Source organism: Streptomyces sp. NPDC057137, from assembly GCF_042670825.1.
Taxonomy (GTDB): Bacteria; Actinomycetota; Actinomycetes; order Streptomycetales; family Streptomycetaceae; genus Streptomyces.
The window spans coordinates 1-16,529 of record NZ_JBHUUW010000110.1 but is presented as its reverse complement, the minus strand read 5'-3'; the positions used below and the strand labels follow the sequence as shown (position 1 = coordinate 16,529).

15 protein-coding genes, 2 tRNA genes and 1 pseudogene are annotated in these 16,529 nt (G+C 68.0%); 13 read left to right on the top strand and 5 right to left on the bottom strand.

Annotation, left to right across the window (positions count from 1 at the left end; translation table 11 throughout):
- Positions 1-48: 48 nt before the first annotated feature.
- Entirely contained in the window at positions 49-1,317 is a 1,269-nt protein-coding gene (locus tag ACFT9I_RS38805) for a GNAT family N-acetyltransferase (RefSeq protein WP_382572333.1), read from the bottom strand.
- A gap of 108 nt (positions 1,318-1,425) precedes the next feature.
- Between ACFT9I_RS38805 and ACFT9I_RS38800 the strand changes: the two genes are divergently transcribed.
- Both ACFT9I_RS38800 and ACFT9I_RS38795 read left to right on the top strand, forming a co-directional pair.
- On the top strand, positions 1,426-2,571 hold the full coding sequence (locus ACFT9I_RS38800; RefSeq protein WP_382572332.1) for a PP2C family protein-serine/threonine phosphatase: 1,146 nt from the start codon (positions 1,426-1,428) through the stop codon (positions 2,569-2,571).
- Between the two features lie 435 nt (positions 2,572-3,006).
- Positions 3,007-4,101: pseudogene (locus ACFT9I_RS38795) on the top strand (MFS transporter); the annotation flags it as partial.
- Positions 4,102-4,113: 12 nt separating this feature from the next.
- On the opposite strand, the gene ACFT9I_RS38790 reads toward ACFT9I_RS38795, so the two are convergent.
- Both ACFT9I_RS38790 and ACFT9I_RS38785 read right to left on the bottom strand, forming a co-directional pair.
- Positions 4,114-5,166 carry a hypothetical protein gene (locus tag ACFT9I_RS38790; protein ID WP_382572331.1) on the bottom strand — a complete coding sequence of 351 codons (1,053 nt, stop codon included), beginning with the start codon at positions 5,164-5,166 and terminating at the stop codon, positions 4,114-4,116.
- 94 nt (positions 5,167-5,260) lie between these two features.
- The gene (locus ACFT9I_RS38785; protein WP_382572329.1) at positions 5,261-6,475 is read right to left on the bottom strand and encodes a cation:proton antiporter; all 1,215 of its coding nucleotides are present in this window, start codon (positions 6,473-6,475) and stop codon (positions 5,261-5,263) included.
- Positions 6,476-6,607: 132 nt separating this feature from the next.
- On the opposite strand from ACFT9I_RS38785, the gene ACFT9I_RS38780 reads away from it, so the two are divergent.
- A complete protein-coding gene (locus ACFT9I_RS38780; RefSeq protein WP_382572328.1) occupies positions 6,608-7,057 on the top strand; it encodes an HD domain-containing protein in 450 nt (149 codons plus the stop codon).
- On the opposite strand, the gene ACFT9I_RS38775 is transcribed toward ACFT9I_RS38780, so the two are convergent.
- The gene (locus tag ACFT9I_RS38775) at positions 7,034-8,287 is read right to left on the bottom strand and encodes an acyltransferase family protein (protein WP_382572326.1); all 1,254 of its coding nucleotides are present in this window, start codon (positions 8,285-8,287) and stop codon (positions 7,034-7,036) included. The genes ACFT9I_RS38780 and ACFT9I_RS38775 overlap by 24 nt on opposite strands.
- Before the next feature lie 447 nt (positions 8,288-8,734).
- On the opposite strand from ACFT9I_RS38775, the gene ACFT9I_RS38770 reads away from it, so the two are divergent.
- The 5 genes from ACFT9I_RS38770 to ACFT9I_RS38750 all read left to right on the top strand — a co-directional run bounded on the left by ACFT9I_RS38770 (position 8,735) and on the right by ACFT9I_RS38750 (position 11,443).
- Entirely contained in the window at positions 8,735-8,929 is a 195-nt protein-coding gene (locus ACFT9I_RS38770) for a hypothetical protein (protein WP_354603385.1), read from the top strand.
- A 136-nt stretch (positions 8,930-9,065) separates the two neighbouring features.
- Positions 9,066-9,272: a hypothetical protein gene (locus ACFT9I_RS38765; RefSeq protein WP_382572325.1), complete on the top strand. Its 207-nt coding sequence runs from the start codon at positions 9,066-9,068 to the stop codon at positions 9,270-9,272.
- A 6-nt stretch (positions 9,273-9,278) separates the two neighbouring features.
- Positions 9,279-10,613: an alpha/beta hydrolase gene (locus tag ACFT9I_RS38760; protein ID WP_382572323.1), complete on the top strand. Its 1,335-nt coding sequence runs from the start codon at positions 9,279-9,281 to the stop codon at positions 10,611-10,613.
- Positions 10,614-10,632: 19 nt separating this feature from the next.
- Positions 10,633-10,923, top strand: a complete 291-nt coding sequence (locus ACFT9I_RS38755) for an alpha/beta hydrolase (RefSeq protein ID WP_382572322.1) — start codon at positions 10,633-10,635, stop codon at positions 10,921-10,923.
- A 97-nt stretch (positions 10,924-11,020) separates the two neighbouring features.
- Positions 11,021-11,443, top strand: coding sequence for a hypothetical protein (locus ACFT9I_RS38750; RefSeq protein WP_382572320.1), 423 nt, complete (start codon positions 11,021-11,023; stop codon positions 11,441-11,443).
- Positions 11,444-11,513: 70 nt separating this feature from the next.
- Here the strand turns inward: ACFT9I_RS38750 and ACFT9I_RS38745 are convergent.
- A tRNA-Gly gene (locus ACFT9I_RS38745) sits at positions 11,514-11,584 on the bottom strand.
- Positions 11,585-11,719: 135 nt separating this feature from the next.
- Here ACFT9I_RS38745 and ACFT9I_RS38740 point away from each other — a divergent pair.
- The 5 genes from ACFT9I_RS38740 to clpX all read left to right on the top strand — a co-directional run bounded on the left by ACFT9I_RS38740 (position 11,720) and on the right by clpX (position 16,485).
- Positions 11,720-11,796 (top strand) — tRNA-Pro (locus ACFT9I_RS38740).
- A gap of 176 nt (positions 11,797-11,972) precedes the next feature.
- Entirely contained in the window at positions 11,973-13,418 is a 1,446-nt protein-coding gene (tig, locus tag ACFT9I_RS38735) for a trigger factor (protein WP_382572318.1), read from the top strand.
- 278 nt (positions 13,419-13,696) lie between these two features.
- Positions 13,697-14,302 (top strand): ATP-dependent Clp protease proteolytic subunit, encoded by a 606-nt coding sequence (locus tag ACFT9I_RS38730; protein ID WP_031231653.1) that lies wholly within the window; start codon positions 13,697-13,699, stop codon positions 14,300-14,302.
- 53 nt (positions 14,303-14,355) lie between these two features.
- A complete protein-coding gene (locus ACFT9I_RS38725) occupies positions 14,356-15,039 on the top strand; it encodes an ATP-dependent Clp protease proteolytic subunit (RefSeq protein WP_382572316.1) in 684 nt (227 codons plus the stop codon).
- Between the two features lie 153 nt (positions 15,040-15,192).
- Positions 15,193-16,485: an ATP-dependent Clp protease ATP-binding subunit ClpX gene (gene clpX / locus ACFT9I_RS38720; RefSeq protein WP_382572314.1), complete on the top strand. Its 1,293-nt coding sequence runs from the start codon at positions 15,193-15,195 to the stop codon at positions 16,483-16,485.
- Positions 16,486-16,529 lie beyond the last annotated feature (44 nt).

The following is a 16,529-nucleotide window of genomic DNA, read 5'->3' as shown; positions in this document are numbered from 1 at the left end:
GCGGCCCACGAGCCGCGCAACCCGGTCAACGTCCCCGGCCCACGACCCTCAGAAGCCGTGCGGCAGCCACGGCGCCACCGGCGAGGTGAAGGCGACCGATGCCTCCGTCAGCGCGCCGGGGCGCAGTTCGCGTACGAGCCCCGCCCGCGCCAGCGCGGCCGGCGAGACGTCGCCCAGATACATCGTGGCCAACTCCCGTACGGAGAGCGACAGATCGGCCGCATCCGCCGTCCGCTCGCAGGACGCGCCCTTCTCGTCACCGGTCAGCCGCCAACGCCCCTCGTTCCAGGGGCAGAAGGCGTCGTCCACCTCGAACACCAGGTCCACCGGCGCCTGATAGGCACGCGCCGCGAGCGCCGCGCCCACCTCCACCAGGCGTACGTGCAGCGAGTCCCGCACCGCGAGGTCGGAGCGCCGGACGTCGGACACCAGGAACTGGATCGGATCGTCCACCGGCAGGCTCGACGCGCTCACCGTCGATGTGAGATCGATCTCGGCGAGGAAGCGCCACAGCGTGGCGTACGTCACCGGGTCCAGGGCCGCCACCTGGTCGACCACGACCGTGCCCTGAGGGACGGCCCCCGAACCCCACGTGGGCTTGATGCGGTACAGCACGTACCCCACCGTCTCGGCGTCGTCGCCCTCGCCGCGCCGCGCCAGTACGCACTCGAGCGCGGAGGCGCCCTCGCGCCCCTCCGGCGGATCGATCAGCAGCTTCCGGTCCCAGCCGGGCCGGCGCTCCAGCATGCCGGGGCGGCTCGCGACCAGGCGCGCGTACACCGACTCGATCGGCTCGCGCGCGTCGTCCACCGCGACGTAGCGCAGCCGTACCCCCGCGTCGGTGCAGTCGGTGCCTTCGTCGGCCGGTGGCACCCTGACCGAGACGCGCGACGTGTCGATCTCGACGCTCAACTGCCGTGCGCCGACGCCGTATCCGAACCGGCCGTAGATCTCGGGCTCCGACGCGGTCAGCAGCGCGACCGGCTGCCCCCACGAGCGGACGTCGTCCAACTGCCGCCGCATCATGGAGGTGAGGATCCCGCGCCGCCGGTGCGTCGCCGCCACGCTCACCATCGTGACGCCCGCCGCGGACACCACGCCGCCGCCGGGCACCGTGAGCCCGAAGGTGTAGGCCCCCGCGGTCCCCACGCACTCGTCGCCGTCCCAGACCCCGACGGACCGTTCGTACTCGGTCACGGAGCGCCACACCTCGCGCTCCTCGGCGGAGTTGGTGAGGCCACCGCCGAATGCTCTCTCCAACGTCCCGAACCAGCGGTCCCAGTCGGAGGCTTCGAGTACTCGCAAGTCTGTGGTCATATGCCATCAGTACCAGGACGCGGGTGGTCGAGGCGACCCGATATCGAACGCAATGTCACAGGGGTCCCCCTGCACGCCGGGCCCGCTGATGGATAAGGTCCAACGACAATGGCCAGTGGCGCGAAAGCGGATTCGTACACGGCCCGGATGCGCAAGTCGCTGCACCGGGTCCGCAACGCCGTGCGCAAGTCCGGTGTCGACTACTTCCGTGGCGACGGCTCGGACTGGATCGCACTCGTCGGACTGCTCCTGACCATCCCGGGAATCGCCCTCGCCACCATGGCTAACCCCGTGTGGTTCTCGCCGTCCGCGCTGGTCCTGCCGATCGTCGCCGGGGGACTTGTCCTGCGGCCCTCCAGCCTGCTCACTCTGTACGCGGCCGGTGCCACCGCCCTGATCGTCGAATCGCTCGTCCTCGGCCCGTACGACCAGGGGCCGGCCACGGTCACGCCGGGCACCGTCCTCGTGGTGGCGGCCTGCGGCCTCTTCGGGCTGCTCATCGCCCAGTTCCGGGCCCGCGTCGGCGTTCCGTGGCGGCGCGGCGGCACGATGCTCTTCGACCTGCGCGAACGCATCCGGGTCCAGAGCGCCCTGCCGCACCTGCCGAAGGGCTGGCACCGCGAGATGGCGCTGCGGCCGGCCGGCGGCCAGTCCTTCTCCGGCGACTTCGTCGTCGCGGCCCGCACCAACGGGGGCCGCACGCTCGAAGTCGTCCTCACGGACGTCTCCGGCAAGGGCATGGACGCGGGCTCCCGCGCGCTGCTGCTGTCCGGCGCGTTCGGCGGCCTGCTCGGCTCGCTCCCGCCGCACGGCTTCCTGCCGGCCGCCAACGGCTATCTGCTCCGCCAGGACTGGGACGAGGGCTTCGCGACCTCCATCCATCTCGTCCTGGACCTCGAGTCCGGCGACTACGAACTGCTGTCGGCCGGCCACCTGCCCGCGCTCCAACTGCACGCGGGCAGCGGCCGCTGGGAGGAGATGGCGGCCGAGGGCCCGCTCCTCGGGGTCTACGACCGCGCGGAGTTCGACCCGGTGAAGGGCTCACTGCTGCCGGGCGACGTACTGATGCTGTTCACGGACGGCCTGGTCGAGGCGTCGGGCCGCGACCTGAGCGAGGGCATCGACCGCCTCTCGGGCGAGGCCGACCGCTATGTCGCGGCGGGCTTCGAGGGGGCGGCCTGGCACCTGATCGAGGCGGTCGCGAAGCACGTGAACGACGACAGGGCGCTGCTGCTGATCTGCCGCCAGGGCTAGGGGGTGTCTGGCCGATCTTGCCGGGCTCGCGGTCCCTGGCACGCACGCTCGCCGCGTTGTCGTCGGTCGGCATGGCTCCGCCATGCCTCCCTCCTCCGCCTTGCGATCGCACGCACCAGACCCCGCTCCCTGATCCGGCCTGATCGACAAGACACCCCCTAGGGGGTGTCTTCAAAGTCCCGCCTGGCCCGCGGCGCCTGGACGGCACCTCTCCCCCGTAGGCCCCGAGGGGGCCACGGGGGTGCCCCCTGCGTTGTCGGAGTCGGCCGAGTACGCCCGGTACGAGGCCGATCCTCCGCCTTGCGATGCACCGCACCAACGAGACATCAGCCGCTCCGCAGCGGGCGCGGGCCCCGCCCTACGGGCGGACGGCGCTACTTTGAAGACAGGCCCTAGGCGCCCTTGTCCGGACAGGGCCTGGCGCGGGTGGATCCGGTGAAACGGCCCACGCGGTCCCTGGGGCGGCCCTTCGCGTGGTTGTGGGCGGCCTCCGCGGCCGGCGCGTTCGGGACCCGGCTCGCCTTCGACGCGTTCACCCTCATCGCGATCCTCGTCCTGCACGCCGGTCCCGCCCAGGTGTCCCTGCTGGCCGCCGCGGGGCTCACGGTCGGCGCGGCGGTCGCCGTGCCGCTCGGGCTGTGGGTGGAGTTCCGCCGTAAACGGTCCGTGATGGTGGCGATGGACCTGATCCGCTTCGCCGCGCTGATGACCGTCCCCGTCGCGTACGCCCTCGGCGTGCTCGGCTTCGGCCAACTCCTCCTCGTGCCGGTCGTCGTGGCCGTGGCCGACATCATCTTCACGGCGGCGAGCGGCGCCTGTCTGAAGGCGCTCGTACGCCCCGAGGGCCTGCTCGTCGCGAACGACCGGCTGGAGTCCACGACCTGGACCGCCACCGTCCTCGGCCCGCCGGCCAGCGGGATCGCGATCGGCGGCCAGGAGCCGCGCCCGGTGCGCACCGAGCAGCGGCGGTTCCGCGCCGCCGACCTGCTCGAAGGATGGCGGTACATCCTGCGCCACCGGGATCTGCGCCCGCTGTTCCTCAACACGGTCCTCGTCAACGGCCTGATCATGGCGCCCGCGCCCGTGCTGGCCGTCCTGATGCTCGGCCCGCTCGGGTTCGCCCCCTGGCAGTACGCCGTCGCCTTCGCGGCGCCCTGCGTCGGCGGCATCATCGGCGCGCGCCTCGCCCAGCCCCGGGTCGACCGGTTCGGCCGCCACCGCGTCATACGCGTCGCGGGCACGCTGCGCGCGTGCTGGCCGCTCGCCCTGGTCTTCGGCGGGCCCGGCCTCGGCGGGATGGCACTCGTCATCACCGTCCAGCTGGGACTGATCACCTGCATCGGCGTGTTCAACCCGCTCTACGCCACGTACCGCCTCGAACAGATCCCGAAGGTCCGGATGGTCCGTACGTTGTCGGCGTGGTCGATCACGGGCAAGACCTCCATCGCGGCCCTGACCGCCCTGTGGGGCCTGCTGGCCACCGCAACGGACCCGCGCACGGCGATCGCACTCGCCGGTCTCCTGCTCCTGACCGGACAGGACCTAGCCGGGCAGGTGGTTGAACGCGATGCCGTTGGTCAGCGAGGTGAGCCCGCCCTGCACCCCGTCGATCTTCACCGTCTGGCCCGACACGTGCTTCACGTAGACCCGCATGATGAACTCGCGGCTTCCGCAGCCGGGGTCCACCGGCAGGTCGGCCAGCGCGAAGTACGCGACCGAGTGGTGGGCGTCGTCGGTCACGGTCTTACGCGCGGCCGTGCTGTGCGTGCGGCAGGCGTGGTCGGTGGCGTCGAGCTGGACGAACTCGAAGCGCGTGTCCACCACCGCGTTCTCGCCGCGCGGATGCGCCTGCATGGAGGCCGCGCACGAGGCCGTTCCCTTTGGGCACGTGGTCAGTTCGACATTCGCCTGCGCCGAGACCGCGGTCGCGTTCTGCTGCGCCCGCCACTGGTACGCCGGGGTCCCGTCGTCGTAGAACACCCACGCGTCGGACCGGGCCGGGGCAGTGCCGACGTACGTACAGGCCTTGGCCGTGTCGGCGCTCTCGCACGAGGGGTTCTGCCACCATCGGGCGCCGACCTGATCGGTGGTGCTGACTTCCAGCCAGGTGCCCTTCGCCACGGCCGTCAGATGGTACGTGCCGGGGAGGGTCGAGTAGGCGGAGCCGTACAGGAAGCAGGTGTAGACGCCGGCGGCCGGTGCGGTGAGGAGCAGGTCCGCGAAGAGGGGCAGATGGCCCGGTGTCGCGTACGTGGCCGTGTCGTAGCCCTCGTGGTTACGGGCCGAGGCCGCGATGACGGGCACCGTCGTGCCGGCGGCGTTCACGCATTTCACCCGGTTGGTCAGGCCGACGATTCCGGTCGTCGAGCTGGTGGCTTCAAGGCGGCTGCGCAGGTGCCGCTTCTCACCGGCGGCGAGTGTCAGCGTCTGTCTGAGTAGTTCGACCGTGGCTCCGCGCGGTATGTCGCTGTCCGCGGTGAGCGTGACACGGGTGTTGCCACCGGTGCCGGCCTGGGCCGGTGTCGGCCAGAGCGGCACCAGTGCCAGGGCGAGGACGGCGATGAGTAGGGGGCGTAGGAGCGTGGTTGGCTGCATGATCGCACGCTAGGTCCAACTCCCTTTGCGACACGAAGGGTTGAGCGGGCCGGCTGGGGGTCGGCCTGCGGACGCCGCCGACCCCCGTCGCGGTTCAGGCGCCCGACGTCTTCGCGAGCGACAGCGCACCGTCCGAGACGTCACCGCCGGAGGGGCCACCATCCCCGTCACGACCCCGGCCCGGCAACACCCGTGCCAGCCAGTGCGACTTGGCCGCCGCCAGGGGGCCGAGGACCGCGAGGATCAGGACGTAGCCCGCGATGAACGGGGCCAGGCGCTCGTCCAGTGCCGCGCCCGCCGCCATCGTCGCGAGGATCAGGGCGAACTCGCCGCGCGCGACCAGGGTCGTCGCGATGTTCGCGGCGGGACCGGACCCGAAGCGGTAGACGCGGGCGGCGACCAGCCCGGCCAGGATGTTCATCGTCAGCGTCACGGCGACGGCGGCCAGCACCGGCCACAGCACCGTCGGCAGGTCGCCCGGGTTGATGGACAGCCCGAAGGCGAAGAAGAAGATGGCGCCGAACGCGTCCCGCAGTGGGTGTACGAGCGTGCGGATCCGGTCTCCGGAGGTCGTACTGCCCAGCATCAGACCGACCATGAACGCGCCGATCGCGTCCGCGACCCCGAACCACTCGGAGACCCCGGCCATGAAGACCGCGGCGCCCAGGAAGGAGATGACGAGCAGCTCGTCGTCCTTCGTGTTGATGAGGCGGCCGATGACCTTCTTGCCGAAGCGGGCGGCGAGGGCCAGCAGCAGCAGGAATCCGAACGCCTTCCCGCCGTCGGCCAGCGCGGCGGAGAGACTGTCGGCGCCGGACAGGATCGGCTGGAGCGCGGCCAGGTAGAGCGCCAGGAAGATGTCCTCGACGACGATGATCCCGAGGATCGGTTTCGTCTCGGGATTCCCGATCCGGCCCAGGTCGACCAGGATCTTCGTGACGATCGCGGACGAGGAGATACCGAGCACACCGGCGAGGACCAGCGCCTCGGACGTGCCCCACCCCAGCGCGAAGCCGAAGCCGAGCCCGGCGCCCACGTTCAGCGCGAGATAGGCGCCGCCGGCGAGGGCCATCTTGCGGCCGCCGGCCTTCAGATCGTCCAGATGGAATTCGAGACCGAGGTAGAAGAGCAGCAGTACGAGGCCGAGTGCCGACAGCATCTCCAGCTCGTGCGGGTCGGAGACGAGCACGATGCCGGGCGTGTGCGGGCCGAGCAGGATTCCGGCCAGGATGAACAGCGGGATCGTCGGCAGCTCGATCCGGCTGCCGAGGCGGGCGAGGAAAGCGGCGGCGAGGAAGGCGCCGCCCATGGCTATGAGCGTGTCTGCGTGTCCGATGGGACCGTTCCTCCATCAAGTCAAGGGCGCGTCAAGGAAGCGTCAGTAATTAGTTTACCAAACGATTTACCCTGCAACTTTTGGCCTACCCATGGAGTTGGACACATGACGTATCTCAGCCTGGCCGAGGTGGAGTTCATCGCCCGCGAGGCCCACGCCGCCCAGACCGACAAGGCGGGCCGGCCGTATGCGGAGCACCTTCAGGCGGTCGCCGACGGGGTCAGGGCGCGGGGCGGCTCGGACGAGCAGATCGCGGCGGCCTGGCTGCACGACTCCGTCGAGGACGACGCGCTCTCCCGCGCTTGGCTCGACGCGGCGGCGCTGCCGGAGGCGGTCAAGGCCATGGTCCTGGCGGTGACGAAGGTGAAGGGCGAGGACACCGTCACGTACACCCGCCGCATTCTGGCCACACCGGGCGCGCTGCTCGTCAAGGAGTCGGATCTGGCGCACAACGCGGATCCGGGCCGCCTCGCCGTGCTGGACGAGGCGACCCGGATCAGGCTCACCGAGAAGTACGCGGAGGTACGGCGGCTACTTGGCCTGCCCCGCGCGTGACGCCGACTCCCGCGCCGACGCCCGCGCCGACGTCTGTGGGGCGGATGCCCGTGACGCCGACTCCCGCGCCGGGTCCCGCCGGAAGGCCCACGCCATCTCCGGCTCCATCGCGAAGCGGAAGAACCGGCGTACCGGCGGTGTGCACAGCAGCGTCATCGCGACACCCGCGAGCAGCGTCAGGAAGACCCGGCCGGCCGGCTCGGTCAGCCAGGCGTTGGTGTCGAAGATCCCGCTGTAGATCGCGCCCTTGACCAGGAAACCGTGCAGCAGATAGCCGCAGATCGTGCCCGCGCCGAGGGCCGTGAACCACATCTTGCGGCGCGGCACCCACGCCAGGAACGCCGCCGTCAGCACCACCGAGGTACCGAACAGCGCGAAGGTCATGACGATGCCGATCCACCACGGCGCCCCCTGATCCTGCGCGGCGCTGTTGTGGTAGAACCACGCGTTCTCCATCCGGACGGCCGCCCAGTACGCGAAGACGAGCGCGCCCGCGAAGACCGGCACGGCCAGCAGCCTGACCTCACGCCGGCGGACCAACTGGAAGTGCTCGGGCTTGAGTACGAGCCCCAGGACGAAGAGCGGCAGGAACTGCAGTACGCGCTGGAGGTTGAGGTCCGCGCCGATGTTCGGCGTGAAGGAGGCGAGCGCGGCGATACCGAGGGCGATCGGCAGGGGATGGCGCAGCGACAGCCAGATCGGGGTGGTCAGCCGCCAGATGAACAACGCGGCCAGGAACCAGGTGAGATACCAGGGGTCGAGCAGACTGATCGGGTGGCCCGGATCGTTCGTGACCCGCTTGAACAGCGAGTACGCCACCTCGAAGACGATGTACGGGACGGCGATACCGGTCAGCAGACGTCTGATCTGGTGCGGGCGGCCGGTGTAACTCCGGGAGAAGTAGCCGGAGATGATGATGAAGGCCGGCATGTGGAACGAGTAGACGACCATGTAGATCGCCTTCGTCGCCCGGCTGCCCTCCATCACGGGCTCCCAGGCGTGGCCCATGGCCACCAGCACGATGGCCAGGTACTTCGCGTTGTCGAAGAACGCGTCTCGCTTCGTGGACGTCTTGGCCGTGGGGGGCGTCGACTTCGCGGAATCCTGAGGGGTCCGTACAGGGGTTTCGGCCACAGCGGCCGATGCGGTCGGTGCCGTTGGGGGGACGGGATCCAACTCCCGCGTGCGGGGGAGCGGGGCCCTCTCATATCCGTGCGGAGCGTGGGACATCTGATTAAGCCTAGCGCCGCACAATGCGCTGAGTAAAACCTCCTGGGAAAGTGGGGTGTTGGACACCGAAACAGTCGCCCACCAGTTGATATGCCCCTGTTAATCCCCCTTAAATAGGGCATATCGGCAGGGTGTTGCCCTCGATGTGACTGCGAGTGAATTCCCGGGGTAGGCGTCTTGGGTTCACCTCATAATTGGCTGTGAAGGAGCTGTGTATACAGCGAAACGATCACGCGGAATTGACGTCCGCGTTTATCCGCCCGCCCCGGCCCCAACCGGTCGTCCAGCCGGCACACCCGTCGGCCGATTGGCGCGATCCTTACCTCGATGATTGGTCACGGACCCACACCTGAGGGGCGGTTGGTGGCACGATGGAGGCAGCGGGTATGTGCGAGGCCGTGAGCTCCCGCGGCCGGCAAGGCGGACCGACCGAGGGTGTGATCAGTTGTGGCCATTTCACTGTCTGTGGTGCTGCTGTTGGCGATCGTCCTCGTGGTACTGATCCGCGGCGGCTCCCTGAAGGGCGGCCCGGCCGTCGTCGCGGTCCTGTTCGGCTTCTTCCTGGCATCCACGGACATGGCGCCGTCGGTGAACAGGTTCCTGGACTCGATAGCGGAGACGATCAACCAGATCAACTTCTAGCGGCGCTCGACGCCAGGCACCGCGTGAGACGGCTCGCCCCTCCCTGGGCGAGCCGTCTTGCTGCGCCGGAACGCGAACGTTGTGATCGTGACGTAGCTCGTTCGGCGGCCGACGAACCCCCGCCGCCTCTGGACGAGTGACGACGGCATACGGGGATACGGGGCGCTACCTGGACCTGGTCGGTCGCGAATGCGCCGAAGTGGCGGGGAAGTTGCGACATGCGGGCAACGACCTCTACAAGAACGACCAGGCGATCACGGAGGCGTTCAACCAGCAGGTGACCAAGCCCGAGGACGCGGTGCCACCCGCCCGCGGCGGCCATCCGTCGACCGGGAGGCGATGACGCGTCATGACGAGTCTCACCACGTTGCGGGATGTGAAGCCGGCCGAGTTCGAGCAGGCCGCCGACGGCTATCAGGCCGTCGGCAATGCTGCCCAGGCGGCCAAGGACCGCATCACCGGCCAGACCATGGTTCAGATGCGCGGTGGCCAGTTGAAGGGCGTGGCGCTGAACGGCTTCGCCGCCGAATTGCGGTCGGCGCAGAGGAAGCTGACCGACGCGATGGACGACGCGGTCGGTGCGGGCTTCACGGTCCGGCCCGACGGATCGGTCCACTGGGAAGCGACGTTCGGTGAGGTCAAGGAAGACGCGGACTTCAAGCGTACGAAGGCCCAGGGCTTCGCCGACCGTATCGGTGACGCGCTCGGTGATGCGACGAAAGCCGACCAGAAATGGGCCCCGCAGCTGGAGCGTCTGAAGGCTCACAACGACCTCACTGTGTCCGACAAGGACTGGGCCGATGTCCACAACGACACCCTCGGGTTGCGGAAGGCCTCGGGCGGCCACCTCAACGCGAGCGACCTACCGGACGGCAAGTCCCCTGCGGAGAACGCCACATGGTGGCGAGGGCTCACTGCCGACGAACGGGCCGGATACGTTGCGCTCCATCCCGCCTCGGTGGGCGCACTCGACGGACTGCCGAGCGATGTCCGCGACGATGCCAACCGCACGGCACTGGAGGAGAAGAGGGCCAAGTTCCAAGTGGAACTCGACTCGTTCCCGAAGATGCCCATGAAGTACCAGCCTCCGACGTCCAGCACCACAGATGCGTACGACGAGTGGGAGGAAAAGACCGGTGGGGAGGAGCGGATCAAGTTCTTGGAAGGATCCCTCAAGGGCATGGGGCAGATCGAGGAACGCTTCGACCGCACCGGTACATCCCCACAACCCGGTGAACCACGTCTTCCTCAGGCCTATCTTCTGGGTTTCGACCCCGCAGGGGCGGGCGACGGCCGCGTCATCATCGCCAACGGCAACCCGGATACGGCTGACCATACGGCGGTGTATGTGCCGGGGACCGGAGCCGGCCTTTCCAATGTTGGTGGTGACCTCGCACGGGGCGAGACTCTTTGGGCATCGAGTCAGCGGCTCGCCCCTGAGAAAGAGATTTCCACTATCACCTGGCTCGACTACGACACCCCCAGGTCCGCTGTCCCGATCAAGGATGGTGACTTTATTCCGGAGGCCACCGACCCCGAATACGCCCAGAAAGCGGCCCCTGCTCTCAACCAGTTCATGAGCGGCGTCCAGGAAGCTCAGGGCGGCCCCGACAGCAGCCACACCACGATCGTCGGACACAGTTACGGCAGCACGGCCATCGGCGAGGCGTCAAAAACAGGGTGACCTCGCCACCGACGACATCGTGGTCGCAGGTAGCCCCGGCATGCAGACGGGCCATGCGGACAACCTGGACGTGGATAGAGGGCACGTATGGGCGATGGCGGGTTCCTTGAGCGTGGATCAAGTGCCCACAGGGGGGCGCCTGGTCGGTCTCGGGGGTGACAACAACGTCCCCACCGATCGCGAATTCGGCGCCAACATCATGCGTACCGACACCGTGGACCACAGCGGCTACTGGAAAAATGACTCCCTCAGTCTTATAAACCAGGCTGCCGTCATCACTGGGAAATACGACGAGGTGAAGCTTGACTAGGCGTCCCGCGAAAACCCTGCTCGCAATATCAATGATCGCCGCACTTACGGGATGTTCAGGAATGCTTGGATCCGATGAAACGCCTGAGACACGAGAAGTGGACGCTGCACGAGCCGACGCCGCGACCTTCTCCGACCAGGTCAAGAGCATCATCGACCTACCCGGAAAAACCTCTGACGCCGGCCCCATGGTTACGCCGTGCGGTGACCGGGATTTCGAGAAGTTCTACTCGGTGGGGCATGTGTGGAGCCTTTACGATGTACCCGTCGAGGACATGGGAAAGGCGATGGAGCGACTCAAGGGTGAGCTCCCCGAGTACGGTTGGAAGATCGACCGTTACGGTCCAGACTCCAGTCGGGCGAAAAGCCTCGAACTCACCGCGGACGCTGCGAAGAAGAAGTTCTCCTTGACCATCACGCTACTGGACCGACGGGGGCGCAGTGAGGATCCGTCCATGATCTCCGTCGCTCTCGGCTCCGCTTGCTTCCAGGTCCCCGAGGGAACGAAGGTCAAAATCTGACGTCGCGGCAGGGAAACGACTCAGGGCCAGTCCGGAGGATGAACCTCCGGCCTGGCCCTGTGTCATACGGAGCGGGCGACGGGAATCGAACCCGCGTAGCTAGTTTGGAAGACTAGGGCTCTACCATTGAGCTACGCCCGCACGCGCCGCAGGTCTCGTGGACCGCGGCACGGGAAACATCGTAGCGGGTCGGTGGCGTCCCACGCACACCACATCTTCGCCGGTTAATAGGTCCGGCGCACCGCTCGCGGGCATGTACCCTACGTGTCGCACCGACGGGGTGTGGCGCAGCTTGGTAGCGCGTCCGCTTTGGGAGCGGAAGGTCGTCGGTTCGAATCCGGCCACCCCGACCATCAGTACACGTGCCTGTTCATGATCGCGTTGTGGGCCTCATCCTGCTTGCGGCTACTATGCAAGCTGCGTGCCCGTGTGTCTGAAGAGACTGTGAAGAACCGGGCCGAATCCGCTGGTCCGCCGGAGTCACGGCGGGCGGCAGAACCCCAGAATCAGCCACCAAGGAGACCGAACCGTGAAGAGCGCCGTGGAGACCCTGAACCCGACCCGGGTTCGGCTCACTGTCGAGGTGCCCTTCGAGGAGCTCAAGGACAGCCTCGACGCGGCGTACAAGAAGATCAACGAGCAGGTCACGGTGAAGGGCTTCCGCAAGGGCAAGATCCCGGCCCGCGTCATCGACCAGCGGTTCGGCCGTGGAGCTGTGCTGGAGGAGGCCGTCAACGACGCCCTTCCGAAGTTCTACACGGAGGCCGTCAACGAGGGTGAGCTCAATGTCCTCGGGCAGCCCGAGGTCGACATCAAGGAGCTGAAGGACGGCGAGCTGCTGTCCTTCACCGCCGAGGTCGACATCCGTCCCGTCATCGAGATCCCGGACTACTCCGGCATCGAGGTCACTGTCGACGCGGTCGACGTGTCCGACGAGGACGTCGACAAGTCCGTCGACGAGCTGCGTGAGCGCTTCGCCTCCACCAACACCGTGGAGCGCGCCGCCGCCGAGGGTGACGTCGTCACGATCGACCTTGAGGCCAAGGTCGACGGCGAGGTCCTGGAGGACGGCGTCGCGAGTGACGTGCAGTACACCATCGGCTCCGGCGAGCTGCTCGAAGGCATCGACGAGGCCGTGACCGGCCTGGAGGCCGGTGGCGAGGCCACCTTCACCTCTCAGCTCAAGGGCGGCACCGCCGAGGGCAAGGACGCCGAGGTCGCCGTCAAGGTCAGCCAGGTCGCCGCCCGCGAGCTGCCCGACCTGGACGACGAGTTCGCGCAGATGGCCAGCGAGTTCGACACCCTGGACGAGCTGAAGGCGGACAGCCGCAAGCGCCTCGGCAGCATGAAGCAGTACGACCAGGCCACCCAGGCCCAGGAGCGCGTCCTCGACGAGCTGCTGAAGCTGGTCGAGGTCCCGATCCCCGAGAAGCTTCTCGAGGACGAGATCAAGACCCGTAAGCACAACCTGGAGCACCACCAGCTCGGTCAGATGGGCCTCGACCTTCCGAAGTACCTGGAGATCCAGGGCAAGACGGAGGAGGAGTTCGACGAGGAGACCAAGGAGCAGGCGGTCAAGGGCATCAAGACCCAGTTCATCCTCGACGAGCTGGTCAACAAGGAGAAGCTGAACGTGAACCAGGAGGAGCTCACCGAGCACCTCATGCGTCGCGCGCAGTCCTCCGGCATGTCGCCCGACCAGTTCGCGCAGGCCGTCGTCGAAGGCGGCCAGGTGCCGATGCTCGTCGGCGAGGTCGCCCGCGGCAAGGCGCTCGCCGTGGTGGTCGAGTCCGCCAAGGTGACGGACACCAACGGTGAGGTCGTCGACCTTGAGGACGACGAGACGGACGAGACCGCCGAGACGGTCGACGCCGTCGAGGCCTCCTCCGACGAGACCGCCGCGACCGACGGGACCGCCGAGGCCGACACGACCGACAAGGCCGACGCCCCCGCGGACGCGAAGAACGAGGGCTGAGAGCCCCCGCTCGACCGGATCTCCGGGCCCCGGACGCGACTCGCGCCCGGGGCCCGCCCCGTTCCCCCGCCGGGCCCGCGGAGTGCGTCCCCGCCCCCTGCGACGACCCAACTACCTTGCGCTGCCAGCGAACAGTCCAGGAAGCGGGATGGCGCCCGCCGACCAGCGCGTTAGGGTCCATGAATACGAGGGCTGGGGTCTCCCCCGTCCCCCGGAACGAAAGACGCTGAGACGGCCGAAGCCGTCAGAGACGAGCAGGTGGATACGTGACGAATCTGATGCCTTACGCCGCCGGTGAGCCGTCCCTCGGTGGTGGCCTCGGCGACCAGGTCTACAGCCGACTGCTCGGTGAGCGGATCATCTTCCTCGGCCAGCAGGTCGACGACGACATCGCCAACAAGATCACCGCGCAGCTCCTTCTCCTCGCGGCCGAGCCCGAGAAGGACATCTACCTCTACATCAACAGCCCCGGTGGTTCCGTCACGGCGGGCATGGCGGTCTACGACACCATGCAGTACATCCCGAACGACGTGGTGACCATCGGCATGGGCATGGCGGCCTCCATGGGCCAGTTCCTGCTGACCGGCGGCACCGCCGGCAAGCGCTTCGCGCTGCCCAACACCGACATCCTCATGCACCAGGGCTCCGCGGGCCTCGGCGGCACCGCCTCCGACATCAAGATCCAGGCCGAGCAGCTTCTCCGTACGAAGAAGCGCATGGCCGAGATCACCGCCCGCCACACGGGTCAGACCGAAGAGACCATCATCCGCGACGGTGACCGCGACCGCTGGTTCACCGCCGAGGAAGCCGTCTCCTACGGCATCATCGACGAGATCATCTCCGCTGCTTCGGGTGTTCCGGGCGGCGGCGGCACCGGCGCCTGAGGGCGAGAGTCACGCCCCGGACCGGCCACGTCAGCCCATCGAACGCCACCAGGATGGTGAACACCCACATGAACAACTACCCCGGCGCCTCTGCGAGCGGCCTCTACACCGGCCCTCAGGTGGACAACCGCTATGTCATCCCGCGCTTCGTGGAGCGCACCTCGCAGGGCGTACGCGAGTACGACCCGTACGCGAAGCTCTTCGAGGAGCGCGTGATCTTCCTCGGTGTCCAGATCGACGACGCGTCGGCCAACGACGTCATGGCGCAGCTGCTGTGCCTGGAGTCCATGGACCCCGACCGTGACATCTCGATCTACATCAACAGCCCCGGCGGCTCGATGACGGCCCTCACGGCCATCTACGACACGATGCAGTTCGTGAAGCCGGACATCCAGACGGTCTGCATGGGACAGGCCGCCTCCGCGGCGGCGGTCCTGCTCGCGGCCGGCACGGCGGGCAAGCGCCTGGCCCTGCCGAACGCGCGCGTCCTGATCCACCAGCCGTCCAGCCAGACCGGCCGTGAGCAGCTCTCCGACCTGGAGATTGCGGCCAACGAGATCCTGCGCATGCGCGCGCAGCTCGAGGACATGCTGGCCAAGCACTCCACGACGCCGATCGAGAAGGTCCGCGACGACATCGAGCGCGACAAGATCCTGACCGCCGAGGACGCTCTGGCGTACGGTCTGGTCGACCAGATCGTGTCGACCCGTAAGACCACGGCGGCGGCAGCGGCCTGACCCGTCCGGTGCCCTTGGCGCGGTGTGCGTGGTCTCACGTCCACGTGAACCGTGCCAAGGGGGGCCCGAACGGGGGGCCAGGCAAGGTACCGTCGGGTATGAGGCACAGGAGCCGCTGAACCAGGCTGCTCCCAGGCGAAGGGGAAGCACCTCGTGGCACGCATCGGTGATGGCGGCGACCTGCTCAAGTGCTCGTTCTGCGGGAAGAGCCAGAAGCAGGTGAAGAAGCTCATCGCAGGTCCCGGGGTCTATATCTGCGACGAGTGCATCGACCTCTGCAATGAGATCATCGAGGAGGAGCTCGCCGAGACCTCCGAGGTGCGGTGGGAGGAACTGCCCAAGCCGCGGGAGATCTACGAGTTCCTCGAGGGTTACGTCGTCGGGCAGGCGCCCGCGAAGAAGGCCCTCTCGGTAGCGGTGTACAACCACTACAAGCGCGTGCAGGCCGGCGAGAACGGCGGCGGCGGAAGCCGCGACGACGCGATCGAACTCGCCAAGTCCAACATCCTGCTGCTGGGCCCCACGGGCTCCGGCAAGACGCTCCTCGCCCAGACGCTGGCCCGGATGCTGAACGTACCGTTCGCGATCGCGGACGCTACGGCGCTGACGGAGGCCGGCTATGTCGGCGAGGACGTCGAGAACATTCTGCTGAAGCTGATCCAGGCGGCCGACTACGACGTCAAGAAGGCCGAGACCGGGATCATCTACATCGACGAGATCGACAAGGTCGCCCGCAAGAGCGAGAACCCGTCGATCACCCGCGATGTCTCCGGCGAGGGCGTCCAGCAGGCCCTGCTGAAGATCCTGGAGGGCACGACGGCCTCGGTCCCGCCGCAGGGCGGCCGTAAGCACCCGCACCAGGAGTTCATCCAGATCGACACGACGAACGTGCTGTTCATCGTGGGCGGCGCCTTCGCGGGCCTGGAGAAGATCATCGAGTCACGGGCCGGCGCGAAGGGCATCGGCTTCGGCGCGACGATCCGCTCCAAGCGTGAGATCGAGGAGAGCGACCAGTTCCAGGAGGTCATGCCGGAGGACCTGGTGAAGTTCGGGATGATCCCCGAGTTCATCGGCCGTCTCCCGGTCCTGACGTCGGTGCACAACCTGGACCGCGAAGCGCTCCTCAAGATCCTGGTCGAGCCGCGCAACGCGCTGGTGAAGCAGTACCAGCGCCTCTTCGAACTCGACGGCGTGGAGCTGGACTTCGACCTCCCGGCGCTTGAGGCCATCGCCGACCAGGCGATCCTGCGCGGCACGGGCGCGCGCGGTCTGCGCGCGATCCTGGAGGAGGTCCTCCAGTCGGTGATGTACGAGGTCCCGTCCCGCAAGGACGTGGCCCGCGTGGTCATCACGGCGGACGTCGTCCGCAACAACGTGAACCCGACGCTGGTCCCGCGCGAGCCGCGGATCGTGAAGAACGACGGCCGCCACGAGAAGTCGGCGTAGCGGTAGGCGTACGTACGAAGAGGGGCGCCCGGCCGGTTCAACCG